General features: G+C 71.3%; 21 protein-coding genes. 10 read left to right on the top strand and 11 right to left on the bottom strand.

Annotated features, from left to right (window positions below; translation table 11 throughout):
* Positions 1-8: 8 nt before the first annotated feature.
* The 7 genes from OG453_RS30225 (at position 9) to OG453_RS30195 (ending at position 6,862) form a co-directional block, all read left to right on the top strand.
* Positions 9-1,586, top strand: a complete 1,578-nt coding sequence (locus OG453_RS30225) for a hypothetical protein (RefSeq protein WP_266871729.1) — start codon at positions 9-11, stop codon at positions 1,584-1,586.
* Positions 1,587-1,606: 20 nt separating this feature from the next.
* Positions 1,607-2,089: a hypothetical protein gene (locus OG453_RS30220; protein WP_266871728.1), complete on the top strand. Its 483-nt coding sequence runs from the start codon at positions 1,607-1,609 to the stop codon at positions 2,087-2,089.
* 57 nt (positions 2,090-2,146) lie between these two features.
* Positions 2,147-2,962 carry a hypothetical protein gene (locus tag OG453_RS30215; protein WP_266871727.1) on the top strand — a complete coding sequence of 272 codons (816 nt, stop codon included), beginning with the start codon at positions 2,147-2,149 and terminating at the stop codon, positions 2,960-2,962.
* 49 nt (positions 2,963-3,011) lie between these two features.
* Complete coding sequence (locus OG453_RS30210) at positions 3,012-3,440, top strand: hypothetical protein (RefSeq protein ID WP_266871726.1); 429 nt, start codon at positions 3,012-3,014, stop codon at positions 3,438-3,440.
* A gap of 34 nt (positions 3,441-3,474) precedes the next feature.
* Complete coding sequence (locus OG453_RS30205) at positions 3,475-4,017, top strand: hypothetical protein (protein ID WP_266871725.1); 543 nt, start codon at positions 3,475-3,477, stop codon at positions 4,015-4,017.
* 134 nt (positions 4,018-4,151) lie between these two features.
* Entirely contained in the window at positions 4,152-5,894 is a 1,743-nt protein-coding gene (locus OG453_RS30200) for a CotH kinase family protein (protein ID WP_266871724.1), read from the top strand.
* On the top strand, positions 5,891-6,862 hold the full coding sequence (locus OG453_RS30195) for a hypothetical protein (RefSeq protein ID WP_266871723.1): 972 nt from the start codon (positions 5,891-5,893) through the stop codon (positions 6,860-6,862). Before OG453_RS30200 ends, OG453_RS30195 begins: the two co-directional genes overlap by 4 nt.
* 27 nt (positions 6,863-6,889) lie before the next feature.
* Here the strand turns inward: OG453_RS30195 and OG453_RS30190 are convergent, their stop codons facing one another.
* From OG453_RS30190 to OG453_RS30165, 6 genes are all read right to left on the bottom strand, one after another.
* Positions 6,890-7,582 carry a GntR family transcriptional regulator gene (locus OG453_RS30190; protein ID WP_266871722.1) on the bottom strand — a complete coding sequence of 231 codons (693 nt, stop codon included), beginning with the start codon at positions 7,580-7,582 and terminating at the stop codon, positions 6,890-6,892.
* 67 nt (positions 7,583-7,649) lie between these two features.
* Positions 7,650-8,651, bottom strand: a complete 1,002-nt coding sequence (locus OG453_RS30185; protein ID WP_266871721.1) for a proline racemase family protein — start codon at positions 8,649-8,651, stop codon at positions 7,650-7,652.
* Positions 8,652-8,692: 41 nt separating this feature from the next.
* Entirely contained in the window at positions 8,693-9,619 is a 927-nt protein-coding gene (locus OG453_RS30180; protein ID WP_266871720.1) for a dihydrodipicolinate synthase family protein, read from the bottom strand.
* Positions 9,620-10,510: 891 nt separating this feature from the next.
* Positions 10,511-11,917, bottom strand: a complete 1,407-nt coding sequence (locus OG453_RS30175; RefSeq protein ID WP_266871719.1) for an NAD(P)/FAD-dependent oxidoreductase — start codon at positions 11,915-11,917, stop codon at positions 10,511-10,513.
* The gene (locus OG453_RS30170) at positions 11,914-12,219 is read right to left on the bottom strand and encodes a (2Fe-2S)-binding protein (RefSeq protein WP_266873180.1); all 306 of its coding nucleotides are present in this window, start codon (positions 12,217-12,219) and stop codon (positions 11,914-11,916) included. The genes OG453_RS30175 and OG453_RS30170 overlap by 4 nt, the downstream gene beginning before the upstream one ends.
* Before the next feature lie 526 nt (positions 12,220-12,745).
* The gene (locus tag OG453_RS30165) at positions 12,746-13,912 is read right to left on the bottom strand and encodes an FAD-binding oxidoreductase (protein WP_266871717.1); all 1,167 of its coding nucleotides are present in this window, start codon (positions 13,910-13,912) and stop codon (positions 12,746-12,748) included.
* 113 nt (positions 13,913-14,025) lie between these two features.
* Here OG453_RS30165 and OG453_RS30160 point away from each other — a divergent pair, with 113 nt between their 5' ends.
* The 3 genes from OG453_RS30160 to OG453_RS30150 all read left to right on the top strand — a co-directional run bounded on the left by OG453_RS30160 (position 14,026) and on the right by OG453_RS30150 (position 16,917).
* The gene (locus OG453_RS30160; protein WP_266871716.1) at positions 14,026-15,468 is read left to right on the top strand and encodes an aminopeptidase P family protein; all 1,443 of its coding nucleotides are present in this window, start codon (positions 14,026-14,028) and stop codon (positions 15,466-15,468) included.
* A gap of 165 nt (positions 15,469-15,633) precedes the next feature.
* A complete protein-coding gene (locus OG453_RS30155; protein ID WP_266873179.1) occupies positions 15,634-16,413 on the top strand; it encodes a polysaccharide deacetylase family protein in 780 nt (259 codons plus the stop codon).
* A gap of 24 nt (positions 16,414-16,437) precedes the next feature.
* The gene (locus OG453_RS30150) at positions 16,438-16,917 is read left to right on the top strand and encodes an SRPBCC family protein (RefSeq protein WP_266871715.1); all 480 of its coding nucleotides are present in this window, start codon (positions 16,438-16,440) and stop codon (positions 16,915-16,917) included.
* A 13-nt stretch (positions 16,918-16,930) separates the two neighbouring features.
* Here the strand turns inward: OG453_RS30150 and OG453_RS30145 are convergent, their stop codons facing one another.
* From OG453_RS30145 to OG453_RS30125, 5 genes are all read right to left on the bottom strand, one after another.
* Positions 16,931-18,163, bottom strand: a complete 1,233-nt coding sequence (locus OG453_RS30145; RefSeq protein ID WP_266871714.1) for an FAD-dependent monooxygenase — start codon at positions 18,161-18,163, stop codon at positions 16,931-16,933.
* A 110-nt stretch (positions 18,164-18,273) separates the two neighbouring features.
* On the bottom strand, positions 18,274-21,447 hold the full coding sequence (locus tag OG453_RS30140) for a S41 family peptidase (RefSeq protein WP_266871713.1): 3,174 nt from the start codon (positions 21,445-21,447) through the stop codon (positions 18,274-18,276).
* Between the two features lie 63 nt (positions 21,448-21,510).
* Positions 21,511-23,061: a nitroreductase family protein gene (locus tag OG453_RS30135; protein WP_266871712.1), complete on the bottom strand. Its 1,551-nt coding sequence runs from the start codon at positions 23,059-23,061 to the stop codon at positions 21,511-21,513.
* Positions 23,062-23,134: 73 nt separating this feature from the next.
* Entirely contained in the window at positions 23,135-25,141 is a 2,007-nt protein-coding gene (locus tag OG453_RS30130; protein ID WP_266871711.1) for a TOMM precursor leader peptide-binding protein, read from the bottom strand.
* Positions 25,142-25,236: 95 nt separating this feature from the next.
* Entirely contained in the window at positions 25,237-25,383 is a 147-nt protein-coding gene (locus OG453_RS30125) for a hypothetical protein (RefSeq protein WP_266871709.1), read from the bottom strand.
* Positions 25,384-25,399: the final 16 nt, after the last annotated feature.

Raw genomic sequence — 25,399 nt, 5'->3', positions numbered from 1 at the left:
GGGGATGGATGTTGAGTACATCGCACGCTCCACAGGCCACACATGTTCCACCGACCGCCACCGCACCCGGCGGCGCCACCGAACTGGCCCATTGGCTGATCCCCGACTGGGAGTTACGGCCCGAATCGGTTGAAGCGGTAACCGCACTTCCCTCGTTCGCGAGCAAACTCCAGGAATGCGAGCGCGTCTGCCAGGCGCCGTACAGCGAGGTGTCGCACGAGGTCCAGGAAGCGCTCGTCCTGCGCCGTCTGCAGCAGATGGTGAACACGGTGCTGCTGAACCCGCTCTGGCGCGACCGGCTGCGCGGCGCGGGCACCCTCCAGGCCCCCGATTCGTACGAGGCGTGGCAGCGCATCCCGCTGTCCGACAAGGACGTACAGCGTGACTTCTTCATGGAGTCGCGGCCCGGCATGGTCGTCCCGCTCACCCGCGGCGAGTTCGAGATCGTGGCCAGCGGCGGCACCAGCGGCGGCCGTCCGCTCGAAGTCGTCTACGCGCTGCGGGAGTTGAAGGACACCTACGAGATCGCCGGGCGCTTCATGGGCGCCTATCAGCTGGCCCAGCACCTGGGCGGCAGCGACCCCAAGTGGCTGTTCACCACGCTGGCCGACTACCAGATGTGGAGCAGCGGCACCATGGTGGGCGGCGTCCTCCAGCACGTGCCGGGCGTCAACTACGTCGGCGCGGGCCCCGTGACGGCCCCCGTGCTTGAGCACATGTTCTCGTACAAGGGCCCCAAGGCGCTGATGGGGATCTCCGCCGGCATCGGCATCCTGAGCGAGCTGGGCGCGGGCATGCGCCAGGAGTCCAGGGAGAGCTTCCGTGTCGCCCTGTACGGCAGCGGGGTGCTCTCGCAGCGCAAGCGGGTCGAACTGCAGGCGCTGTACCCGAACCTGTCGATCCTCAGCTACTTCGCCGCCACCCAGGCGGAGACCGTCGGGCTGCAGCTCGACGCCGCGTCGCCGTACTTGTCCGCGGTGCCGGGCCTGCACTTCATCGAGATCGTCGACGAGAACGGGCGCTGGGTCGAGGAGGGCGAGGAGGGCGAGCTCGTCGTCACCCGGCTGCACGCGCACGAGGCGCCGCTGCTCCGCCTGAAGCTGGGCGACCGGATGATCCGGCGGCCCAGGACCGAGGGTCCCGGCCTGAAGACCCAGCGGTTCGAGTTCGCGGGCCGCACCGGCGATGTGCTGCACATCAACGACAGCCAGTACTCGGCCGCGCGGGCCTATGCCTCGCTGCGCGACGAGCTGAAGGCGGTCGAGGCGGTGGACCTGGACGCGGTGGCGCACGAGGTGCAGTTCGTGAACAACCGCGAGGGCAAGACCATCACCCTGTTCGTCTCGGTCGACGACGTACTCGGCATGACGTACCGGACGGACACGACCCTCGGCCCCTACGGGGTCCAGCAGGTGTTCGTGAACGCCCTGCCGCGTTCCCTTTCACTGTTCAACCACGGGGAGGCGAACCCGGCCTCGATCGAGAAGACCGGGTACAGCTTCCAGCTCAAGTTCGTGCCCCGCCATTCGGCCGAGATCGAGCGGACGGCCGTCGGCAAGGTCCCGCTGGTGCGGGACCGGGGTTAGCGCCTACAGGAGGAGTGAGGATGAAGCCGCAAGTGAACATCATCGCGGTCGTCGACGTCATCGGAGCGCTCTCGGGCAGCACGCTGCTCGACGGGAACCTCTGCATGATGGACGACGGCGGGCACAACAGCGCCCATCAGGGGACGCCGAATCTGTGCACCGTGGTCAAGCCCGGCCAGGTCGTCTCATGGTCCGCCTTGGCCGTGGACCTGCAGACGCCGGTCGAGATCAAGAACATCTCGTTCGTGCCCGCGGATAAGTCGGCAGACCAGCCCGCGAGCCGGCCCGCGGGTCAGCCCGCAGGGCAGACCAACGGCCACGCACAGCCCGCCCAGGGCGAGCGCTCCGCCGACGGCGACAAGCTCGACCTCGACGTCTGGACGGGCGTGGTGCCCAACTGGCTGACGCCCGGAGTGGCCTACCAGTACCGCCTGGAACTCCAGATGTACGAGGGCGAGAACAGCGTCATGCACATCGACACACCCGCGTTGATGTGCCAGTAGCAGCCGGAGCGCGACGGCAAGGGCCGGGAATCAAGTAGCGGCGACAAAGGCGGAATCATGCCCCAACAATTGGCGATCATCGTGCTCGTGGACGTCGGCAGTGCGCTGGAGTCCGAGTCACTCGACGGCAACACCTACCTGTTCGACAACATGAAGCTGCAGGGCTCCACGAACCAGGGAACCGGCGAGCTTGTGACCGCGATCAACGGCTCCTACTGGAGGGACGGATCGCAGGCCAGCGAGCAGGTGCTCAACTGGCTTCCGTACAGCTTGGGTTCCATCCCGCCGACCGTGCCCCGCGGCTACGAGTTCGACCGGGCGCGGCAGAGCGACGAGAAGGCCCTGGCCGACCTCCAGGACCTCGCGACCAAGTCCTCGGTCGCCGGCACCGATCAGGCCGAGCAGCTGAGCCAGATCCGCAAGACCGTCGGGACCCGGGTCAAGACCACGCGGCGCACCCGCGGCCGCATGTCCGGGCAGAAGATCCTGGACGTCACCGGCAAGGTCGTCACCGAGGAGACCACGGGCGCGTACACCTACCCCGCCCCGGTGATCACCGACATCTACGGCGAGGCGGTCGACTCGAAGATCATGTATCCGGCGGCGTACGGCTCCCCGGACCTGGTCACCGACGGCTGGTACTGGTCCGCGACGGTCGACACCTCACGGCCCGGAACGTACACGTACATGATGCGAATCCAGCTGCACAAGCTGGTCGGCCTCAACGGCGAACTGCGGTGGGAGGCGGTCAACCTGACCTGCCCCTCGACCCTCAAGATCACCTCGGAGCCGCGGCGCAACGCCTTCACCAAGGCGGGCATGGGCCTGCTGCCCATCCCCCCGGACGCGGGGACGCGCCCCGGCGCTCCCTGATCCGGCGAGGAACCCGGCAAGGCTTCAGCAAGGCAAGAAGGAGGAGCAGATGACCACCAAGCCGAGGCAGAAGGAGAGCGCCGCGAAGCGGCCCATCTCCATCACCGCCGTAGTGGACTGTGTGGGTGCCCTGGCGGCCGGCAACATGCAGGGCCACCTGTACATGTACGACACGAACAAGTCCGCCGGTTCCGCCGGATTCGGCACCGAGGAACTGCGGACCCACGCGAAGAAGGGCGACCAACTCCTGTGGAACGCCCTGGCGTTGGAGTGCGAGGCGTACGTCGCCATCGACGGCATCGTGATCGACAGCGACATCTGTGAGCCGGAGCGCAAGGTCTATCCGGGCACCGACGTCGCCTACTGGATCGGGACGTTGAAGAAGGACGCGGCAGACGTCACGTACCAGATCAGCTTCAAGCTGGGCACGAGGGACGAACCGATCGCCACCACACTGTCGTCGACCCTCGGCGGCTAGGGCCCGACATGGCGGCGTACGCGAAGGAGGAGCGTTGACCAGCAGCGTGCAGCAGAAGCAGAACCCCGGACAGCTGAACTCGGTACAGCTCAACATCGTCACGCTCATCAACATGGAGCGGGCGACGGAGACGGGCTCCCTGAGTGACGCGATCTACATGATGGACAACAGCATCGGCGGCAGGGGGCAGGGCACCTCGTCCCTGCAGACGGTCTGCAAGCAGGGGCAGGTCCTGAACTGGATCGTGCGCCCGCTCGACATGGAGAAGCGCACGGACGGCACCTGGCCGCCCATGCCGAAGATCAACAACATCACCTTCCTCGACACCGAACTGGGTGACGAGGAGGACGTGGCCGAGCGGAAGATCTTCACCGAGCTGAAGATCTACGGCATGCCGGACCGCATGCGTGACCCGTTCACGCCGGTCTACTACTACTGGGCGGGCACGGTCCTGAGCAACGCCAAGCCCGGCGTGCACCGCTACCGGCTCGTGATGGAGCTGGAGCAGGAGCACAAGAAGGAGAAGCTGTATCTGAACACGGCGATCCACCCGTCGATCAAGATCCTCGGCGTGTGACGCGAGCACACCTCTGAGGCCCCTTCGGCGGACGAGTTCCGCCGGAGGGGCCGCTTGGGCACAGGGCCGGTTCTCGGGCTGGCGGTCATGTGCCACCGGGCGTAGAGAGAACAGTTCACCCCTGGGAGGCCGGCGTGGACAGGACCATCGACAAGGGAACGTTCCAGGACGCGTTCAAGAACCAGGCAGTCGTCATCTCCGGGCTGCCGCGGGGAACGGAGCAGCGGCTCGCCACGGAGGCCAACGCCACGGCGGGCCCGTCCGACGCGGCCCTGCGCACCAAGGCCGAGTTCGGCGTGCTGTACGACCTGCTGCTCGCCGAGCAGGCGGACGCGGCGGCGGACGGCCGCCTTGTGCTCCTCGGCGTGGACGGGCGGATCACCGCGATCGGGCAGCTCGTCGAGACACTCCTCAACTCCCGTGAGAACAAAGAGGAGTTCTTCGCTCAGGACATGTATCAGGTCAAGGTCACCGGCTGGCCGCGGGACGTGCTGACCGCCGACGAAGTGATGGTGGCACCGCCCGGCGCCCGGCTGACCCTGGCCAGGAGCGCCACCCCCGGCGACACGCTGCTCGCGACCGGCGCGTTCTCGATGGTCAACAGCGGCAACATGACGGCCCACGCGCCCAAGCGGTCCTGGAAGGTCGACCTCGAGATCGGCGAGAGCGAGGACCGGCTCTACGGCATGGAGCGGGTCAACCTCAAGGCGATGTACAACGACCCGTCGCAGATGCGCGAGGCCGTCGCCTGGCGGCTGCTCGACCGTGCGGGGATCCCCGCGGCGCAGCACACGTACGCGACGTTCTCCCTCAACGACCGCTACATGGGCCTCTATTCGGTCATCGAGCAGGTCGACAAGAAGTTCCTGAAGGACCACTTCGGCAAGAACTCCGCGGGCAACCTCTACAAGGCGTACTGCGGCGACGTCGGCTGCGCGACCCTGGAGCACCGCACCGGCACGGGCGGAGGCGACGACGGCCGCCAGTACTTCACCGCGGGCAGCGTCGAGGACGACCGTACGTACCGTCTGAAGACGAACGAGGACGACCCGGCCGCCAACACGTACGACGATCTCGCCACGCTCATCCGCGCGGTCAACGGAGTCCAACTGCCGGGCGGCGACGACCGGTTCACGTCCGACGCCTTCCGTACGTCGGTCGAGCGGGTCCTGAACGTCCGCGCCTTCCTGCGCTGGGCGGGCGCCAACGTGCTGCTCGGCAGCTGGGACAACTACTTCGCCACCCCGTCGAACTACTACCTCTACAACTCGGGACGGCTCGGAGAACCGCGGAGCTTCCTCGACCGCCCGTACTTCACGCTCATCCCCTGGGACTACGACAACAGCTCGGGCATCGACTTCTTCGGAACGCCGTGGCAGTACACGGACCTGCTCGACTGGCCCGCGATGACCCGCAATTACTGCCGGATCACGCACGCCCCGCACGAGGTCTCACGGCTGCCGCTGTTCACCAATCTGCTGCGGCACCACGACTTCTGCCAGTACTACCTCGACCACCTGGAGTACCTCCTGGACACCGAGTTCGGCCCGGAGCGGGTCGCCGCGCTCATCGGCGCCGAGGGCTCGGGGCGGACCGACGGTCTGTGGCAGTTGATCTCGTCCGCCGCGTACGGGGAGTCGGAAAGCCCGCACGGACAGCCGTTCACCGGGCGGCAGTTCACCAACGACGAGGTGTACCGGGCGGCGTACCGGCAGTGGGAGCTGAGCCGGGGCTCGCAGTTCACCCACGGGATCTTCCACTACACGCGGATGCGTTACGACCACGCCCGGCAGCAGCTCGCCGAGCTGCGCAAGACCTATCCCAACGGCGCCAGCGGGGCACGGTTCCCGGGCGCGATGGAGGTGCTCCCCTCATGACCGCAGCCAACAAGAAGTCGAAGAAGGCCGAGCGGAAGGCCGATGCGCCGCGCGAACTGCGCCTGGTGAAAGAGGCCAAGATCGAGGACCTGATCGGCGACGCCGCGGGCACCCGCCTGGAGGCGAGCGGCGTCCTCTACCGCGACGGCGCCTTCCTCGTCGTCTGCGACAACCTGACCTCCTTCATCCGGATCAGCAGCGAGCTGTCGCCGAAGGCCCCCGAGAACGGTGTCCTCACCCCCAAAGGCCAGAAGAACAAGGTCAGTTCGAAGGAGACCAAGGAAACCAAGAAGACCAAGGAGACCGAGGGATACGAGGACCTCGCCCACGACGAGCTGCGCGACCACTACTTCACACTGAGCGAGGCCGTGCCGGTCAAGCCGAAGGGCTTCCGCGCCCGCGTCCAGGAGTACGACGCGAAACTGCGCCCGACCGGCTCCTCCTTCCTCGACTTCACGCTGACGGACGCCAACAAGGGCATGGAAGGCCTGGAGTGGGTCGAGCGCTCGGGCACCGGATACCTCCTCGGCCTGTGTGAGGGCAACCGCTGCGCCGGCGGCAAGGAGGGACAGCGTCCCGGCGGCGGCCGCATCCAGGTCTTCCGGCACGGCGGCAAGCAATGGGACCACAGGGCCACGATCCGGCTGCCCGCCTCGCTGCCCTTCGAGGACTACAGCAGCGTGTCCGTGCGCGACGACGGCAGGATCGCCGTCCTGTCACAGGCGTCGTCCGCACTGTGGGTCGGCCGCCTCTCGACGAAGAAATGGCAGGTGGACGAGGGCACGGTCTACCGCCTGCCCACGGACTCCAAGGGCCGCACGGTCTACGGCAACCCCGAGGGCGTGTCCTGGGTCTCGGCCGACCACGTGGTGATCGTCTCCGACCGGGCGAAGAAGGGCGCGGCCAGCGAACGCTTCCGCGCCAAGGACCAGTCGATCCACCTGTTCCTGATCCCCGGTGCGGTCTGATCGATATTCCGGTTCGGGGCGGCCGGGCTACTCGGCCGCCCACAGGCCCCGCACATGACCGAGATGGCGGGTCATCACCGCCCGCACGGCCTCCTCGTCGCGGTCGAGCAGCGCGTCGAGGATCTCCAGGTGCTCCTCGGCCGACGCCTCCAGACGGCCCGCGTCGACCAGCGCCTGCAGCCCGTACAGACGGGAACGCTTGCGCAGGTCGCCGACCACCTCGACCAGGTGGTCGTTGCCGGAGAGCGCGAGCAGGCCGAGGTGGAAGCGGATGTCCGCCTCGACGTACGCGATGAGGTCGCCCTTGGCGGCCGCGGTGACGATCTCCCGCGCGACCGGCCGCAGCGCCTCGAGCTCCGCGGGGTCCGCGGTGGTGGCGAGCTCCGCCGTGGTGGGGATCTCGATCAGCGCACGGATGTGCTTGTACTCGTCGAGCTGCTTGCCGGAGACCGCGGTGACCCGGAAGCCCTTGTTCGGCACCGTGTCGACGAGCCCCTCCTTGACGAGGTCGAGCATGGCCTCGCGCACCGGCGTCGCCGAGACGCCGAAGCGCACGGCGAGGGTGGGTGCGGAGTAGACCTCGCCCGCGCGCAGCTCGCCCGCGATCAGCGCGGCGCGCAGCGCGTCCGCGACCCGCTCGCGGTAGCTGCTGCGCGTCCCGCCGAGGCTGGGCAGGGCCGCGGGCGCGGCGGACGGGGCACTGCTGCTCCGGTCGGTCATGGGGCCGGTCCTCCTTGGTGCAATCTCACGTGGGTGCAATGTCACGTCCCACGATTATCCCAACCCCCTACAGCACGAATCCCGCGGGGAAGGGATCGTCCGGGTCGAGCAGGTACTGGGCGGTGCCCGTCACCCATGCGCGCCCGGTGAAGCTGGGCAGCACGGCGGGGATGCCCGCCACTTCGGTCGTCCCCAGCAGGCGCCCGCTGAACCGCGTACCGATGAAGGACTCGTTGATGAACTCGGTGTGCAGGGGCAGTTCGCCGCGCGCATGCAGCTGGGCCATGCGCGCGCTCGTGCCGGTGCCGCACGGCGAGCGGTCGAACCAGCCGGGGTGGATCGCCATCGCGTGCCGTGAGTGGCGGGCGGTGGCGCCGGGCGCGTAGAGGTGGACGTGGTGGCAGCCGCGGATGGAGGAGTCCTCCGGGTGCACCGGCTCGCCCTCGGCATTGATGGCATCCATCAACGCGAGCCCGGCCGCGAGGATCTCGTCCTTACGCCCGCGCTCGAAGGGAAGCCCGAACTGGTCGATGGGCAGGATCGCGTAGAAGTTGCCGCCATAGGCCAGGTCGTACGTCACCGAACGGCCATCCGGCAGGGTGATCTTGCGGTCGAGACCGACGGCGAAGGACGGCACGTTCTTCAACGTGACGGCCTTCGCGGCACCGCCCTCGACCGCGACCTCGGCGACGACGACGCCCGCCGGGGTGTCCAAACGGATCGTGGTGACCGGCTCCACGACCTCGACCATGCCGGTCTCGACGAGGACGGTGGCGACGCCGATGGTGCCGTGCCCGCACATCGGCAGATAGCCGGAGACCTCGATGTAGATGACACCGTAGTCGCAGTCGGGCCGGGTCGGCGGCTGGAGGATCGCGCCGCTCATCGCGGAGTGCCCGCGCGGCTCGTTCATCAGGAGCTGCTTGATGTCGTCGCGGTGCTCGCGGAAGTACAGCCTGCGCTCGTTCATCGTCGCGCCGGGGACGGTGCCGATGCCGCCGGTGATCACCCGCGTCGGCATGCCCTCGGTGTGCGAGTCGACGGCGTGCAGGACGAGTTTGCTGCGCATGTCGGAACCCTTTCGTACGTGAGCGGTGCGGGGAAGACGGATCAGGCGAGGCCTGCGGCGACGGTCCGTTCGGTGGCGACGCGCACCGCCTTCTCCTGCTCCGGAAGCAGCGGCACGCGCGGAGGACGACAGGGGCCGCCGTGCCGCCCGACGATGTCCATGGACAACTTGATGGCCTGCACGAACTCGGACTGCGAGTCCCAGCGAAGGAGCGGGTGCAGCTCCCGGTACAGCTCGCGTGCCGTGACCAGGTCTCCGGTCACGGCGGCGCGGTAGAGCTCGACGGAGGCGACGGGCAGCGCGTTCGGATAACCGGCGACCCAGCCCTTGGCGCCGGCCACCGCCAGTTCGAGCAGCACATCATCGGCACCGATCAACAGGTCGAGTTCCGGGGCGAGTTCGGCGATGCGATAGGCGCGGCGCACGTCCCCGGAGAACTCTTTCACGGCATGGACGTATCCCTCCGCGTGCAGCTTCGCGAGGAGCTCGGGCTGCAGGTCGACCTTGGTGTCGATGGGGTTGTTGTATGCCACGACCGGGATGCCCGCTTCGGCGACCGCCGCGTAGTGGGCGATGACGGAGCGCTCGTCGGCGCGGTAGGCGTTCGGCGGCAGCAGCATCACGGACGCGCACCCGGCATCCTTGGCCTGCTCGGCCCACCGGCGCGCCTCGGCGGAACCGTAGGCGGCGACGCCGGGCATCACGCGCTGCCCGCCGATGGCCGCGACGGCGGTCTCCACGACCTTGGCACGCTCCTCCGGGGTGAGGACCTGGTACTCACCGAGCGATCCGTTGGGCACGACACCGTCACAGCCGTTCTCGACGAGCCAGGCGCAGTGCTCGGCGAACTTGCGGTAGTTCACGGAGAGATCGTCGTTCAGCGGGAGAGCGGTAGCGACGAGGATGCCGTGCCAGGGGCGGTGCCGGGTGGCGGCGACGGGCGTGACGGGCGTGGTGGGCGTGCTCATGTGCGTGGTCCTCTCCTGGTGCCGTGCGGTTCCGTGGGGTGTGGGGCGGTACGGGGGTGGGGGCTGGGGCGTCGGTGGCGTCGGCCAGGCGGTGTGGGGCGGTTCGGTACGGGGGTGGGGGCGGGGGCGTCGGTGGCGTGTGCCGTGCGGTGCGGGGCGGTTCGGTACGGGGGTGCGGGCGGGGGCGTCAATGCCGTGTGCCGTGCGGTTCCGTGCGGTGTGGGGCGGCTCGGTACGGGGGTGCGGGCGGGGGCGTCAATGCCGTCGGCCGGGAGGCGAGGCGGCCACCGCTGTCGGCCAGGGGCGGGGGCGTCGTGCCGTCGGCCGGAGCCGAGGCGGTGATCGCCGTCGCCCAGGGGCGGGGCAACGGCCGCCGTCGGCCGGGGTCGAGGGCGTCGCGCCATCGGCCAGAGCCGGGGCGGCCATCGCCGTCGCCCAGAACCGGGACAACCACCACCGTCGGCCAGGGGCGAGGGCGTCGCACCATCGGCCGGAACCGGGGCGGCCATCGCCGTCGCCCAGGGGCGGGGCAACGGCCGCCGTCGGCCAGGGGCGAGGGCGTCGCACCATCGGCCAGAGCCGGGGCGGCCATCGCCGTCGCCCAGAACCGGGACAACCACCACCGTCGGCCAGGGCCGAGGGCGTCGCACCAGCGGCCAGAACCGGGGCGGCGATCGCCGTCGGCCGGGGCAGAGGCGTCGTGCCATCGGCCAGAACCGGGGTGGCCATCGCCGTTCGACCAGAACCGGGACAACCGCCGCCTCTGCCGGGGCAGGTGCGTCGTGCCATCGGCCAGAACCGGGGCGGTCATCGCCGTTCGACCAGAACCGGGACAACCACCACCGTCGGCCAGGGCAGGTGCGTCGCGCCATCGGCCGGGTTCAGGGGCGGTCACCCCGGCGGGCCCAGGTCGGGCTCGTCCTCGCCCGACCTGGCGAGGACCCCCAGCGGCACCGGTCGGGCGAACGGTCTGCGCGCGGACGTCGCCTCGCAACCCGTGAGCCCGTCGACGGCCGCCGCGCACATCCGGCCCTGGCACCAGCCCATGCCGGCGCGGGTCAGGAGCTTCACGCTCCGCGCGTCCGTCGCCCCGAGCTCGTCGACGGCCTCGCGGACCGCCGACGCGGGGACCTCCTCGCAGCGGCAGACGAGGGTGTCGTCCCGCAGCAGCTCGGCCCAGTGTGCGGGCGGCGCGTACACAGCTTCGACAGCGGCGGCGAACTGCCGTGCTTTGGTACGGGACTTGGCCGCCGCCGCCCACGAGCGAGGGTCGGGCTCCCGCCCCCGGAGCCTGGCGGCGGCGGAGCGCCCCGCGATATGCCCCTCGGCGAGGGAGAGGGCGGCTCCGCCGATGCCGGTGCTCTCACCGGCGGCCCAGACGCCGGGTACGTCGGTGCGCTGCTCGGCGTCGACGGCGACACCCGGTCCGACGATCCGGCAGCCGAGTGCCTCGGCGATGTCGGTGTGCGGCAGCATCCCGTGCCCCACGGCGAGCGTGTCACAGGGGATGCGCCGCTCGGTGCCCGCCTCGACCCGCCCCGCAGGGTCGAGCGCGGCGACGGTAACCGCCTCGACCCTGTCCTTCCCGTGCGCCTCGACGACGGTGTGGTGAGGCAGCAACGGCACACGGTGGCGCAGGAGTTCAGCCGCATACGAGGCACCCTCGGCGAGCTTGGCCGGGTGGGCGGCGAAGGTCACGGCGTGCCGCGCGAAGCCCTTCGGCCCCGCGGACTCGACCAGCGCCGCGACGTCGGCCCCGGCGGCGGCGAGACCGACGGCGACCGGCATGAGCAGCGGTCCCGTTCCGGCGACCACGGCGGTGCGTCCGGGGAGCACGAGGCCACCCTTGAGCATGGCCTGCGCACCGCCGGCGGTGACCACGCCGGGCAGCGTCCAGCCGGGGAACGGCAGGACCTTCTCGTATCCGCCGGTGGCGATCAGCACGGCGTCGGCACGCACGGTCGCGGGCTCTGCCTGCTCCGGCCCGAGCAGGGCGTGCACGGTGAAGCCGGACGGTTCCAACTGGCGCTCCACAAACCAGACATGATGCTCCGCCAGGTGCGTGATGCGCCCCGCTTCGACATGCCTCGCAAGCCCGTCCCGCAGCCGCTGCCACGCCCGCCACTGGTGGTGCAACTCCTGGGGGCGCCGGGCGCCGAAGGCGTGGGGAGGCTGCCGGTAGAACTGTCCGCCGGGCTGCGCGGCCGAGTCGACGAGGCGTACGCGAATGCCCCGGTCCGCGGCGGCGAGTGCGGCGGCGAGACCGGCGGGACCGGCGCCGATGACGGCGAGGTTCATCGCACCTCGCCCGTGTCGGAGCGGCCGGTCCCGTCCTGGCTGCGGATCTCGTCGCCGGGCGCGGCGGGCACGAGGCAAGCGCGTTGATTGGGGCGGCCGTTGACGGTGACCAGGCAGTCGAAGCAGACGCCGATCCCGCAGAACACGCCCCGCGGTTCTCCGCCGCCCCGCGTGGTGCGCCAGGCGGCGACGCCGGCCGACCACAGCGCGGCGGCAACGGTCTGACCGGGCAGAGCGGGAAGCTCGCGGCCGTCGAACGTGACGGTGTACGCCGGCCCGGGGCGGGCGCGGACCAGGTCCATAGGGGTGACGCGCTTACTCACAAAGCCTCCTCGGCAAATCGACCGGACCGGAACGGACCGAGCCCAAGGTCCGGCCTCACCCCACCGAGCACCTCGGCGGTCAAGCGCCCCGCCCCCGCCAGCCCCAGGCGGGCACGGTCCCGGCCCAACGGCATGACACACACGCTCACGAAACCCCCTCGGCGATCAAGCGCCCCGCCCCCGCAGCCGGCCCGACACCCATCGCGACCGCCGACCGACCGGTGCCGCCCGCCGGCCCCGAGCGGACGGAGACCAGACCCACGGACATGACACGCACGCTCACGAAGCCCCTCCGCAAATCGATCGGACCGGAACGAGCCGAGCCCAAGGCCCAGACGCACCCCACCGACCACCTCGGCAATCAAGCACCCCGCACCTGCGGCCGGCCCGATGCCCCGCGCCGCCGCCGACCGGACGTCACCCGCCAGCCCCGAGCTGGCGCAGACGCCGCCACCCGCCGACCCCAGGCGGGCACCGACCCGGCCCACGGGCACGACACACACAGTCACGAAACCCCCTCGCCAAATCGATCCGGCCGAAACGGACCGAGCCCAAGATCCGGCCTCACCCCACCCAGCACCTGAGCGATCAAGTACCCCGTCCCCGTGGCCAGTCCGATGCCCGCGCCCTCGTGCCCGCACGCGTGGAACAGCCCCGGCATCCGCGCGTCCGGTCCGATGGCGGGCAGGTGGTCGGGCAGGTAGGGGCGGAAGCCTACGTAGGCGCGCATCGCGCGGATGTTCTCCAGGAACGGGAAGAGCCGGGTCGCGCCCGCCGCGAGGGCTCGCATGACGGGCAGCGAGAAGCTCCGGTCGAAGCCGACCCGTTCACGGCTCGCCCCGATCAGGACCGGCCCCGCCGCCGTGCCCTCGACGACCGGTGAGGTCTGCAGCGCGGCGGATCCGCTGGCCACATCGGCCACGTAGTCAGCGGCGTACACCTTGTGCCGGACCATGCGCGGCAGCGGCTCGGTGACCAGGACGAATCCGCGCCGGGGCAGGACGGGGAGGCGCACTCCCGCGAGGGCGGCGAGCTCGCCGCCCCAGGTGCCCGCGGCGTTCACGACGGCCGGGGCATGGATCTCCCCCTGGTCGGTGCGGACGCCGCGGACCGCGCCGTCCGCGGTGCGCAGCACGGCGGTGACGGTCCAGCCGGTGCGCAGTTCAGTGCCCAACGACCGTGCGATGCGCACCAGTTGGGCTGCCGCGAGGGTCGGCATCACCTGGCTGTCCTGGGGATAGTGAACGCCGCCGACGGCGTCGGGGGCGAGGTGCGGTTCGAGTGCGCGCAGCTCATCGGCCGCGACGGCGCGCGCGTCCACCCCGGCCGCCCGCTGCCCGGCGGCGAACTCCCCGAGCGCCGCGAGCCCTTCACCGGACGAGGCCACGACGACGCCGCCCTTGGCCTCGAACTCGATGCCCGCGCCGAGGCCGGGCTCGGCGGCGAGCTCGGCCCACAACCGGCCGGAGAGCAGGGCGAGTTCAAGCTCGGGACCCGGCTCCTTGTCGGAGACGAGCAGATTCCCCTCGCCCGATCCGGTCGTGCCTCCGGCCACAGGACCGCGGTCCACCAGGACGACGGACAGCCCGGCACGCGCCGCGTACAGCGCACAGGCAGCGCCCACCATCCCGGCGCCGACAACCACAACATCGCAGGTCAGCCGCTTGGTCACATCAGTACTATGTCACATATTCCCTTATGGGCCAAGGGTATCTACGGTGGCAGGACGGCTGTGGCGAACGAGCAGTCGGACGAGACCGATACCTGGCAGGAAAGGTGAACCAGATGACCGATTCCACGAAGCCCGCCCCCAGGCCCGAGGGACGCAAGAACGGCCTCTACCCCGCCATCTCCGAAGAACTCTCCGCCCTGATGAGAACGGGCTGGGCCGACACCGAGCAGCGCGACCTGCGCCCGGCCGAGCAGTCCGCGCACGCCGCCCGCCGCCGCGCCGCCCTCTCCGCACGCTTCCCGGGCGAGCGCCTCGTGATCCCCTCCGGAAACCTCAAGACCCGCTCGAACGACAGCCATTACCCCTTCCGCCCCTACTCCGCGTACGTCCACATGACCGGCGACCAGGCGAGGGACTGCGCCCTGGTCCTCGAACCGCGCCCCGGCGGCGGCCATGACGCGCACCTGTACCAGCTCCCCCGCGACGGCCGGGACAGCGACGAGTTCTGGACCGGCATGACGGCCGAGCTGTGGATGGGCCGCAGGCGCAGCCTCGCCGAGTCCGAGCTGCTGCTCGGCCTGCCCTGCCGCGATGTCCGCGACGCCCCCGCCGAGCTGGCGGAATCCGCCGTGCCGACCCGCATCGTGCGCGGCCACGACCCGGCGCTCGAAGCGGCGGTGACCACCGACGAGCAGCGCGACGCCGAGCTCGACGAGGCGCTCTCGGAGCTTCGCCTGATCAAGGACGACTGGGAGATCGGCGAGCTGCGCAAGGCCGTGGACTCCACGGTGCGCGGATTCACCGATGTCGTAAGGGAGTTGGCGACCGCGATCGCCACGTCGGAGCGCTGGATCGAGGGCACCTTCTTCCGCCGCGCCCGCCTGGAGGGCAACCACATCGGGTACGGATCGATCTGCGCGGCGGGCGAGCACGCGACGATCATGCACTGGGACCAGAACGACGGACCCGTGCGTCCCGGTGAACTCCTGCTCCTGGACGCGGGCGTGGAGACCCACTCCCTCTACACGGCCGATGTCACCAGGACCCTCCCCATCGACGGCACCTTCACGCCGCTCCAGCGCAAGATCTACGACGCGGTGTACGAGGCGCAGGAGGCGGGCATCGCCGCGGTGAAGCCGGGCGCCGCCTACCGCGACTTCCATGACGCGGCGCAGCGGCACCTCGCGCACCGCCTCGTCGAGTGGGGCCTGCTCGACGGCGCCCCGGACCGGGTCTTCGAGCTGGGGCTGCAGCGCCGCTTCACCATGGCGGGCACCGGCCACATGCTCGGCCTCGACGTCCACGACTGCGCCCAGGCGCGCACCGAGGAGTACGTCGGCGGCGTACTCGAAGCGGGGATGGTGCTGACCGTCGAGCCCGGCCTGTACTTCCAGGCGGACGATCTCACCGTGCCCGAGGAGTACCGCGGCATCGGGGTCCGCATCGAGGACGACCTCCTGGTCACGGCCGACGGCAACGAGAACCTGTCGGCGGGCCTGCCGCGGGACGCTGCCGCTGTGGAGAGCTGGATGCGCAACCTCATGCCGGGTCACTAGCGCTCCGCGCGGGGAAGTGCCGGCCTCAACTGCGGGTGCGTCGTGGCTGGTCGCGCAGTTCCCCGCGCCCCTTCGGGGCGCTCATCTCCGCCTCCCCTCGACCCACTATGCACTCGATGTATACACGCTATGTATAGTCATCGCATGCCCGCTTCGAAAAGCAAGATGAAGAGACGCGCCAGCCGGTTGCTTTCAACCACCACCTTTACGACGGTGGCCGCCCTGGGCCTCGCCATGGCCCTCACGGGGTGCACCAAGCTGGAGACGACCTCGCCCAGCACCGTCCGCGACGGCGGCGCGGCCGCGAACTCCGTGAACCAGGTGAAGCTGGGGACGGTCGACTGCAGCAGGGCCAAGTGCGTCGCGCTGACCTTCGACGCCGGGCCGAGCGAGAACTCGGCGAAGCTGCTCGACATCCTCAAGGACGAGAAGGTGCCCGCCACCTTCTTCACGCTCGGCAAGAACCACATAGCCAAGTACCCCGAGCTCGTGAAGCGCATGGACGCCGAGGGGCACGAGGTCGCGAGCCACACCTGGTCGCACAAGATCCTCACCGACCTCGAGCCCGACGAGGCGCGTGAGGAGCTGCGCAGGCCCAACGAGGCAATAGAGAAGCTGATCGGCCACAAGCCGACGCTGATGCGCCCGCCGCAGGGGCGCACCAACGACGAGGTGAACAAGATCTCCCGCGAGGAGGGCCTCTCGGAGATCCTCTGGAGCGTCACCGCCAAGGACTACACGACGAACGACTCCGCGCTGATCCAGAAGCGCGTCCTCGACCAGACCGAGCGGGACGGCATCATCCTGCTGCACGACATCTACAAGGGCACGGTGCCCGCGGTGCCGGGCATCATCGACGGCCTGAAGAAGCGGGGCTTCGTCTTCGTGACCGTCCCGCAGCTGCTCGCGCCGGGCAAGGCGGAGCCGGGGAAGGTCTACCGCTAGCCCGCCGCCTGGCAGGATCGGCGGGTGGCTCTCTTCCGGATCGACCAGGAATCGCCCCTGCCCACCCGCGAGGTCTGGCGGCGGCTCACCGCGTGGGAGCGGCACGGCGATGTGGTCCCGCTGACGCGGGTCGTCGTCAGAACGCCGCAGCCGACGGGCGAAGGAACGGTGTTCGTCGCGCGCACGGGGCTCGGGCGCCGCATCGGATTCGACGACGTCATGGAGGTCGTGGTCTGGCGCCCGCCGGGCCCGGACGGCGCGGGCGTGTGCCGTCTTGAGAAGCGGGGGTCGTTCGTGACGGGCTGGGCGGAGATCGAGGTGTCCCCCCGCCCCGGAGCCGCCGGTTCGCTCATCGCCTGGCGCGAGGACCTGCGGGTGCGCTGGATGCCGGCCTTCTGCGACGGGGCGTTGAGGCCGGCGGCACGGTGGATGTTCGGGCGGGCGGTGACCAGGCTCCTGGCATCTCCGCCGCCCCGGCCCGACGGAGACCCGCCCGGCGTTTGAGGAGAGGGCGGGACTACTCGCGCGTCGCCCGCGTACGGGCGTGCAGCGTCCGCGCCACCTTCGGCCCCAGCCACCGCTTCATCCTCCGCAGCGGCTCCAACTGCTCAGCCGCGCGGTCGATTCGGTAGTAGAGCTGCGGCGGGATGTGCGGAAGCAGGGGCGAGTGGCGCTGGCCCAGGAGTGCGAACATCTGGTGCGGGTCGAGGCGGATGTAGCGCGGCAGGTTCTCGTACCACTGGGCGCTGTAGCGGGCCGCGCTCTGGACGGAGAGGAGTGCGGACCTCCGCTCGCGCCCGTAGGCGTCCAGGGCGGGTTCGAGGCGCGGGCTCCCGCGCAGGGCCGCCGCCAGGGCGAGGGCGTCCTCCAGGGCGAGGGTGGTGCCGGCGCCGATCGAGTAGTGCGTGGTGTGCGCGGCGTCGCCGAGCAGGACGAGGTTGTCGCGGTGCCACGTCCGGTTGGTCAGGGTGCGGAAGTTGAGCCACTGCGGGCTGCCGTCGGCCTGCGCCCTGCCGATCAGGCGGTGCCCGTCGAGCGGCCCCGCGAAGAGCCGTTCCAGGAGGGCGAGGCTCTCGGCCTCGCTCGCCTCGTGCAGCCCGAGGCCGGTCCAGGTCTCCGGGGAGCACTCGACGACACAGGTGCTCCGCTCGTCGCTGAACCGGTAGCCGTAGCACCAGATCCAGCCGTGCGCGGTCTCGACGAAGGCGAAGGTGAAGGAGTCGAAGACCTTGCTCGTGCCGAGCCAGATGTACTTGTTGCGGCCGACCGCGACCTCGGTGCCGAAGTGCCCGGCGTGCCGCTCGCGAAGACCGCTGTGGACGCCGTCGCCCGCGACGACCAGGTCGGCGTCGGAGAGCATGTCGGCGTCGGACAGCATGCCGGCGGCCGTGATCTCGCTCTCGAACTCGACGCGTACGCCGAGGGACCGGGCCCGCCGGGTGAGGATGTCGAGCAGCCGGTGGCGGCCGATGCCGAAGCCCTCGTCACCGTGGTGCACGGTCGTGCGGCCCCCCACGTGCGCGATGCCGTCGCTCCAGCGGACCGAGTGCCCGACGACGGCGTGCGCGGACTCGGGGTCACCGGCCCGGAGCTTGTCGAGCAGTCCGCCCCAGTAGGTCACGCCCCAGCCGTAGGTGGACCCGGCGGGGTTGCGCTCATGGACGGTGATGTCGTGGGACGGGTCCTGCCGCTTGAGCAGGATCGAGAGGTACAGGGCGGCGGGTCCGCCGCCGACGCAGGCGACCTTCACAGATGCTCCCCTTGCGACACAAAGCGAACGATTTGTGTCGCAAGGTAGCAGGGAGGGCGGAAGGTACAGCTGAAGTCACCACGCCGGGGGCGGTGGCGACGCGGCTGAAGTCACCACGCCGGGGGCGGCGGTGACGCGACGGGATGTCCGGCGAGGCGGTCGAGCCCGGCGCGGACCGCCTCCTCCAGATGGCGGTCCCGCCCTGCGATCAGGTCCCCGGGCGTGCACCTCACCTCGATGTCCGGCGCCACTCCCCTGTTCTCCAGCTGCCAGCCGTCCCGCGCGAACCAGTACGCCTCGCGCGGGAGGATCAGTCCGGTGCCGTCGCCCAGGGAGAAGTTCCAGTCCATCACGTTCACCCCGCCCCAGGTGCGGTTGCCGACGACGGGGCCGACATCAAGGGCCCGGACCGCGGCCGCGGCGACATCACCGTCGGAGCCCGTGAACTCGTCGGTGACCACGACGACCGGGCCCCGCGGAGACAGCGAGGGGTAGCTCAGCGCGGAGCCGCCGCGGGTGACGCGCCAGCCGAGTACGCGGCGCGCGAGCGTCTCGACGACAAGCTCGGAGAGATAGCCGCCGGTGTTCTCCCGGAGGTCCACCACGACGCCCTCGCGGTCGAACTCGGTGCGCAGGTCGCGGTGGAACTGTGCCCACCCCGACCCCAGCATGTCCGGGATGTGTAGATAGCCGAGGCGCCCGCGCGACGCGTCGGCGACCAGCTCGCGGCGGGAGGCCACCCAGTCGTGGTACCGCAACGCCGCCTCGTCACGCAGCGGGACGACCACCACGGTCCGTGGCTCACCGCCCGGCCCGGGGCGCACGGTCACCCGGGTGGCCAGACCCGCCCGGCCCGCGAGGAGAACGGCGGGGCTCCGGTCGGGCATGACGGACACGCCGTCGACCTCCAGGACCGCGTCGCCCTCGCGTACGCCGACGCCGGGTGCCCGCAGCGGGGACACCGCGCCCTCCACCGACGCGTCGCCGCGCGGCACCCGGCCCACGCGCCAGATCCCGTCCGCGTCCCGCGTCAGGTCGGCGCCGAGCAGGCCCTGGGCACGCCGTTCCCGGTGCGGCGCCGGGCGTTCGGTGACGTAGGCGTGGGAGCAGCCGAGCTCTCCGTGCACCTCCCAGAGCAGGTCGATGAAGTCGTCGTAGCAGCCGAGCCGCCGCACCAGCGGCCGGTACCGGTCGAGCACGGCGTCCCAGTCGACGCCTCCCATGTCGGCGCGTACGTAGACGTCGCGGATGAGACCGCCGTCCTCGTCGAAGCCCTGGGCCCAGCGCGCGGGCGGATCGACCCGGACGCGCACCCGGTCCAGGTCGACGTCCTTCGCCTCGCCCGGCGCCGCGGGCCGGTCGGCGGGCAGCAGGGACAGCGCCGAACCGGTCCTGGCCAGGACCCGCCGGCCGTCTCCGGTCACGGTGTACTCGTCGACGTCCGCCCGGATCTCGCTCGCGCGGCCCGCCGCGAAGTCCCAGCGCATCAGCGTGCCGCGGTCCGCAAGCCAGTCGCCGCTGGGGTTCTTGCGGATCCACAGCACACCGCCGTCCGCCGCGCGCAGGTCGATGAGGTCTCCCGCGGGTACGGGGAAGACCTCCACCCGCTCGGCGATGGCCTCCGGGTCGAGCCGCGTCCCGACGCCACCAGGGTCCGGAGCGGGGCGCGGGTCGTGCGGCGAGAAGGGTGACGGTGTGTCAGCGGCCAGCGGCAGGAGGCAGAGCCGGGTGCCCGCCGCGAACGCCGGTCCCAGCAGGTGCGCCTGCGGGGTCGTTTCGAAGTTCCGCTCGGACAGGAAGGCCAGATGGCGTCCGTCGGCGGTGAACGCGGGCGAGCGGTCGCTGAACCGCGGCTCGGTCGCCCGCACCACCGCTCCGTCCTCCAGGTGCGCGAGTCTGATCTGGCGCACCTTGTTGGGGTACGGATGTGACCAGGCGAGCCACCGCGAGTCCGGCGAGAAGACCACGTCGGTGACCTCACCGCCGTCGGTGCGGTCCACCTCGGTCACCTCACCGGAGTCGACGCGCACCACGAGGACGCGGCCGTCGTGGGCGGCCAGCGCGAGCGAGCAGCCGTCGGGCGCCGCCACAAGTTCCCGCACCCGGCCCAGGCGCCCGGCACCGAACCGGTGCGACGCCGCCTTGCTGCCGGAGACCGCCCGCTCCGTGCTGACCTCGATGGCCTCGTGACCGTCCACGACCACGACGCGGGCGACCCTGCCGGAGTCGCCGAGGACACGGGGCAGCCTGGCCCGGGTGCCCGGTTCCGCGGCCAGCTCCCGCGCGGGCTCGTCCGGTCCGCCGAGCCACTGCGCCGAGCCGCTCGCCGTGACCACCACGCCCTCGCCGGTCCGGTCGGCGTCGAAGCCCTCAAGCGCCTCGCTTCCGGTGACGGTGTACGGCACGCGCCCTGCGCCCGGACTGCCGAGGGCGACGTCGACGCGTACGGCCTCCTGATCCGGGCCGAGGCCGGGCAGCAGCCACAGCTCGCCACCGCTCTGGTAGACGACGCGCGTGCCGTCCGTGGTGGCGTTGCGCGTGGCGAAGGGATGCGCCGTGTGACGGCGCAGATCACCGCCGTCGGGCAGGCTCGACCAGAGCCGGCCGTTGTCCTCGTGGTCGGAGAGGAAGGCGATGCGGCCGCCGACCCACAGCGGGCACTCGATGTTGCCGTCGATGTCGGGATGGACCCGGGCGAACTCGCCGTCCCCCGCCCGGTCGATCCACAGCCGGCCCGTGGTGCCGCCCCGGTACCGCTTCCAGAACGCGGCCTCACCGAACATCGAAGGGGTCTGTACGAGGACGGCGCCCGCCGGCCCGTGCGCCACCCCGGAGACCGGTCCGTAGGGCAGCCGCCTCGCGGGGCCGCCGTCAAGGGGAACCGCCCAGGCCCAGGTCCTTCGCGTGGCGCGCTCCCCCGCCGCACTCACCACGAGGAGTTCCTCGGGCGAGACCCAACCGAGCACCCGCGTACGGGAGTTGGCCCAGTGCGTGACGCGGACGGGCACACCGCCGTCGACCGGGGCGACGACGGCCTCGGGCGCGCCGTCGCGCCACGCCGTCCACGCGAGCAGCCGGCCGTCCGGGCTGATGCGCGGATGCCGGGCCGGTTCCCGCTCCGCGCTGGCGCGCCACGCCCGGCCACCGCCGAGCGGCACGGTCCACACGTCCTGCTCGGCGACGAAGGTCAGCAGGCCGTCGTGCAGGTGCGGGTCACGCAGGTAGCCGCCCGCCGGGCGGGCGATGCGCGGGCGGGGCGACGACGTGGGCGAGGGCGAGGACAAAGGGGTGCTCCCGGTCAGGCGTGGTCAGGCGCGGTCAGGGGGACGCCGGCGCGGCGGTCGACGTCAGTACAGGCGGTCGTCCAGGCGTGCGATGCCCTCCTGGTGGTGGCCCATGAAGACGCACAGCAGGCCGTGCCGGCCCTCCGCCGTCAGCCCGATGGCGTCTTCGAGCACGGGCCCTTGGAAGCCGAGCACGATGCCGGAGGCAAGACCGGCCCGGGTGGCGGCCAGTTGCAGCCGCTGGGCTGCCGCGCCCGCGGCGACGGCCACGTACCGGTAGGCGCGAGGACCGGCCCGTGCGACGGCGCGCTCCGGCTGCCAGTGGGAGACCACGGTCACGGCGGCCTGGCCCACCGAGTAGTTGGGCAGGGCGTAGACCCGGTCGTCCAACGCCGCGGTGTTAGCCACCGGCACCAGGGCGTGCCGCTCGGGGTGGTAGTCGTACACACCGGCTTCGAGACCGGCCACGCGACGGGCCGCGAGCCGCAGACGCACGCCTCCACGCGTTCCCCCCAGCCCGTGCGACGCCGCCCGCAACGCCTCGCCCAGGACCGAAATCCGCACCGGGCGACCGCCGTTGAAGCGCCCGTTCGCCGATGCCCGGCGGGCCAGGGCGTCCGCGACGGGGACGGGACCGGCGCCCGAGTCGGCGCTGTCCGCGGTGTCCAACGGCACCACGCCCGCCGGGGGATCCGGCAGCGGCTCGTCCAACCGGCCAGTATCCAAAGGCGGGTTGACCGAAGTTGCCTCATGCACGGCGCTCACCAGAGGGAACTCGCGGGTCTCGCGGGAGCGTTCGCGAGGAGCGCTCCGAACGGGGCGAGCCCGGTGATCGTCGCACCGGAGGGGGCTGCTCCCGGGCGGCCGGTCGGCCCAGGAGAGCGGAAGGACCGCCAGTACACCGCCCTCGCGGGGGTCCAGGCCCAGCATCCGGGCGAGCGCCCGGTCGTCGAAGGCGAGACACGGGTCGCCCACGACGCCGTACTGCTGCCCCAGCGCACCCCATGAGCCGAGGAAGGCACCCAGGTCGTGCAGCATCAGGTGGTAGGAGAAGTTGTTGTACTTGTACGCCGACTTCCAGAAGCGCAGCGCGCAGAGCAGGTACGCGTCGGTCCCGTCGGGTCGTCCCGGGCGCAGGGCCCCGGCGATCTCCGGCACGGGATTCCCGGCGGCGACCCGCTCCAGCGCGTGCAGCCCCGAGGCGTAGTGATGGATCCCGGAGGACATCGGTGCCGATGGGTCCGCCGCCACATACAACTCCAGGGGGTAGGAGCCGCCCCCGGACGGGGTGCCCCGGCCCCAGCGGGCCCCGGTCAGCGTCGTCGCGCCCGCGATGTCGGGGCTCCAGTCGATCTGCCAGCGGCGGGACAGCACCCCGGCGGAGAGATGGAGGAACGAACCGAGGAGCGGCAGGTCGAACCGGCCGTCACCGGCGGGGACTTGGGGGTCGTGCAGGGGCAGCGGCTGCCGTTCGGTCTGCGGGTAGTAGGTGTGCGGGTCGGGCCGGTCGGCCCAGTCGGGTGCGAATCCCGGTGGCGCGATCGGAGCCGTCCAGCGGGTGCGCACGGCGTGTACGTAGTCGAGGACGGCCTGCGCCGCGTCGTTCGGGGCCATGGCTCTCCTCCGCCTGACGGTCGTTCAGTCATGGTTCGTGGGGTCACCGCCGGGCCGGCGATCCGGGTGCCCGTCAGGGGAACGGGTGCGGGTGCCGGTGGATCTCTTCGTCGCTCAGCGGCGCGGACCGCAGTCCGGCCCGGTGGGCGGCGGTGCGCAACCGCTCGCTGTGCAGGGCCCGTTGCTGGTCCCAGCCGAAGTCGATGGGGATGAGCCCCTGGGAGACGACGGCGACGGTGCGCACTCCGATGCCGAGCTGTTCCGGCGGCGTCTGGTCGACGACGGCCAGTTCCCCGTCCACCGCGTCGGTGACGAGCCGTGCGCAGTGGGCGAGCTGGCTGCGCACGTCGCCGTCCCGCGGCCTGACACGGTTCCAGTCCGCGAACACCTCGTCCAAGGGCCGCGGCCCGGTCTCCCGGGCGCCGAACAGGAAATCCGTACGGTCCGCCATCTCCGGCAGGCCGTAGAGCATCAGGTGGTCGTGCAGGGTGCGTACCTTGTCGTAGTCGTCGGCCATGGCGCGCAGTTCGCTCTCGGCGGTGGTGACGCGCGCGGAGAAGTTCTCCACCAGCGACGACACCTCGCCCACCGCCGATGCCACGGCGTCGGCCGGTTCGAGCGCGGCACCGGCCGAGAAGACGACGTCACCCGGGCCCGGTACGCGGCGCTTGGCGACGCAGAGCACCGCGGGCACGGGCAGGTCGATCCGCATGTCGAAGAGGTGGATGTCGTAGCCCTCGCCGCTCATCCGGTCGATCAGAGCGGCCGTCCCCGAGCGGCCGCAGTCGCGGGGGTCGATCGCCTGGACCCGCTGCGCCCCGTACCAGGTGAGCAGAAACGCGTCGCGCTCGATCAGCTCCAACAGGCCGAACAGGGCGGCCTCTTCGAGGCAGCTGCCGGTGGCGCAGCCGCTGGAGGAGCTCGTCGTGAAGCGCACACCGGGCGGGCGCGGCCCGTAGAAGGCCAGCTGTTCGGGTACGAGGACGGCCCGCTCGTCACGCAGCGAGTGACCCCACAGCCAGTCCAGGCTCAGATCCGGGGTGAAGGGCACCATGTGCGGGCCGCGCGCGGCGTAGAACTCCGGCCCGTGCCCAAGGCCCGCCCGCGGGTCCAGGGCCGGCAGGGAAAGACGCCGCAGCTCGTTCAGCGAAGCCGTGGCCGCTGCCCTGCGGCCACGGGCGTGCTGTCCCGCGTACCGCTCGAGGCCTTCGAGGAACGCCATGGCCTCGCTCTCGGCGTACGACTGGGAGTGCCCCGACCAGCTCACCTCGTACAGGGGCACGCCCTCGGTCCGCGTCCCGCCGAGGCGCATGGTGCCGTTGAGGTTGGCGTTGACCGCCGCCCCGCGCGACGATCCGGTCGACAGGGCGCCCAGGACGCCGCACACGGGGTTGACCAGCGCCTTCTTCGGGAGGGCGTAATCGCGCCAGCTGCGCAGCCGGGAGCTGCCGGGTGCGAGGCCCGGCCGCGCTGCGGGAAATCCGATGGCCTGGGGCGGCGTGTCCGGCCAACCCGGCCCGCACTGCGGGCAGTCGGGCTCCGCGAGCAGCGGGTGGCGGGTGGTCCGCCCTGTGCTCAGGTCCACTTCGATGACGTCGGCCACGTCGGCTCTCCGTGGGTCGCGGGTGTCGTCCCGCGCGTACAGCCGGGCGAGGACGGCCGCGATGTGCGGTGTGCCGAACTCGGCGAGGAGCGGGGTACCGCCCGCCACCACCCACACGCCGCCGTCCGCTTCGAGTGCTTCGCGCTCGTGTTCCTTGCGCAGGCGCAGCCAGCGGCGGCGCAGACAGCTCACGCACGGGCGGACCGGCGCGTGGCCGGGGGCAACGGGGTGTTGTACGGGGCCGATCAGCGCGGTGGTCCGGTACAGCAGGACGGGCACGCGGAGACGGTCGGCGTGCGCGGCGGACGCCTGCGCCGGGGCGTCTTCGTCCTTGCCGGGCAGGCCCAACGTGCCTATCTCCACGATCAGTTCGCCCGTCGTGAGCCCGTAGCGGGCCGCCTCCCGCACAAGCCCGTCCCGCACCGCCGCCACATCGGCGGCCGGTTCCCCGGCGGCGGGCAGCGTCACTATCTCCATGGGTTGAGCGCGCTCCTTGTAGGTGACGGGGGCGTGGCCGTGGGGCCAGGGCCGTGGCGGCCGGCGGCGCGGCCGGCCGCCACGGCCCATGAGGGCTACTTCTTCTCGGGCACCTGGTTGCAGTGACAGCCACAGAAGACGCAGTCGGTGTGCAGCGACTCCGGAACGAGCTCGGCGGGGACCGCCTCCAGCTCGAAGGACTCCACGGACAGGCTGCTGAGGTCGGCGAGGTCGTTCTGCATGACGTCGTACCTTTCT

This window comes from Streptomyces sp. NBC_01381 (assembly GCF_026340305.1).
Lineage (GTDB): Bacteria > Actinomycetota > Actinomycetes > Streptomycetales > Streptomycetaceae > Streptomyces.
The sequence above is the reverse complement of the archived record's forward strand: the minus strand, read 5'-3'. Positions and strand labels throughout refer to the sequence as shown.

What these genes read in the sequence shown, in the direction of transcription:
- OG453_RS30225 (WP_266871729.1), top strand. Translation starts at nt 9, where the DNA reads ATGTTGAGTACATCGCACGCTCCACAGGCCACACATGTTCCACCGACC.
- OG453_RS30220 (WP_266871728.1), top strand. Translation starts at nt 1,607, where the DNA reads ATGAAGCCGCAAGTGAACATCATCGCGGTCGTCGACGTCATCGGAGCG.
- OG453_RS30215 (WP_266871727.1), top strand. Translation starts at nt 2,147, where the DNA reads ATGCCCCAACAATTGGCGATCATCGTGCTCGTGGACGTCGGCAGTGCG.
- OG453_RS30210 (WP_266871726.1), top strand. Translation starts at nt 3,012, where the DNA reads ATGACCACCAAGCCGAGGCAGAAGGAGAGCGCCGCGAAGCGGCCCATC.
- OG453_RS30195 (WP_266871723.1), top strand. Translation starts at nt 5,891, where the DNA reads ATGACCGCAGCCAACAAGAAGTCGAAGAAGGCCGAGCGGAAGGCCGAT.
- OG453_RS30190 (WP_266871722.1), bottom strand. Translation starts at nt 7,582, where the DNA reads ATGACCGACCGGAGCAGCAGTGCCCCGTCCGCCGCGCCCGCGGCCCTG.
- OG453_RS30185 (WP_266871721.1), bottom strand. Translation starts at nt 8,651, where the DNA reads ATGCGCAGCAAACTCGTCCTGCACGCCGTCGACTCGCACACCGAGGGC.
- OG453_RS30180 (WP_266871720.1), bottom strand. Translation starts at nt 9,619, where the DNA reads ATGAGCACGCCCACCACGCCCGTCACGCCCGTCGCCGCCACCCGGCAC.
- OG453_RS30175 (WP_266871719.1), bottom strand. Translation starts at nt 11,917, where the DNA reads ATGAACCTCGCCGTCATCGGCGCCGGTCCCGCCGGTCTCGCCGCCGCA.
- OG453_RS30170 (WP_266873180.1), bottom strand. Translation starts at nt 12,219, where the DNA reads ATGGACCTGGTCCGCGCCCGCCCCGGGCCGGCGTACACCGTCACGTTC.
- OG453_RS30160 (WP_266871716.1), top strand. Translation starts at nt 14,026, where the DNA reads ATGACCGATTCCACGAAGCCCGCCCCCAGGCCCGAGGGACGCAAGAAC.
- OG453_RS30155 (WP_266873179.1), top strand. Translation starts at nt 15,634, where the DNA reads ATGAAGAGACGCGCCAGCCGGTTGCTTTCAACCACCACCTTTACGACG.
- OG453_RS30135 (WP_266871712.1), bottom strand. Translation starts at nt 23,061, where the DNA reads ATGGCCCCGAACGACGCGGCGCAGGCCGTCCTCGACTACGTACACGCC.
- OG453_RS30130 (WP_266871711.1), bottom strand. Translation starts at nt 25,141, where the DNA reads ATGGAGATAGTGACGCTGCCCGCCGCCGGGGAACCGGCCGCCGATGTG.
- OG453_RS30125 (WP_266871709.1), bottom strand. Translation starts at nt 25,383, where the DNA reads ATGCAGAACGACCTCGCCGACCTCAGCAGCCTGTCCGTGGAGTCCTTC.